Below are 420 nucleotides of genomic sequence, written 5' to 3'. Positions count from 1 at the left end.
CTGGTCGTCGTCGTGGTTCCACAGCGCGTCGAACTGCGACTGGGCCTGGAGCAGCTGCGCCATCTTGGCCTGGCCGGACTCGACGGTGAACTCGGCGGCCTGGCGGGCCACCTTGCGGATGTTCGGATAGTTCTTCAGGGCGTCGTCGAAGCCCTGGGTGCGCTGCTTGGTCAGCTCCAGGTTGTCCAGGCCGGCCAGTTCGATCACCTTGGCGTCCTGCTTGCCCTTGAGCTTCTCGCCGATGTAGTGACCGGCGTTGAGGCCCATGCCGTAGTTGTCGCCGCCGACCCAGCAGCGGTACGCCTGCGGGGTGTTGAAGATGCGGTCGAGGTTGACGACGGGGATGCCGGCGCGCAACGCCTACAGCCCGACCTGGCAGAGGGCTTTGCCGTCGCCCGCGAGGATCACCAGGACGGCGAC

General features: G+C 66.9%; 1 pseudogene. It reads right to left on the bottom strand.

Annotation, left to right across the window (positions count from 1 at the left end):
- Window positions 1-420 (bottom strand): annotated as a pseudogene (locus tag LPA54_RS40035) (substrate-binding domain-containing protein); the annotation flags it as partial.

Origin of the sequence: Streptomyces sp. DH12 (assembly GCF_020873895.1) — a bacterium.
GTDB lineage: Bacteria > Actinomycetota > Actinomycetes > Streptomycetales > Streptomycetaceae > Streptomyces.
Note: the sequence above shows the minus strand (reverse complement) of the source record. Positions and strands in the feature narration are given on the sequence as shown.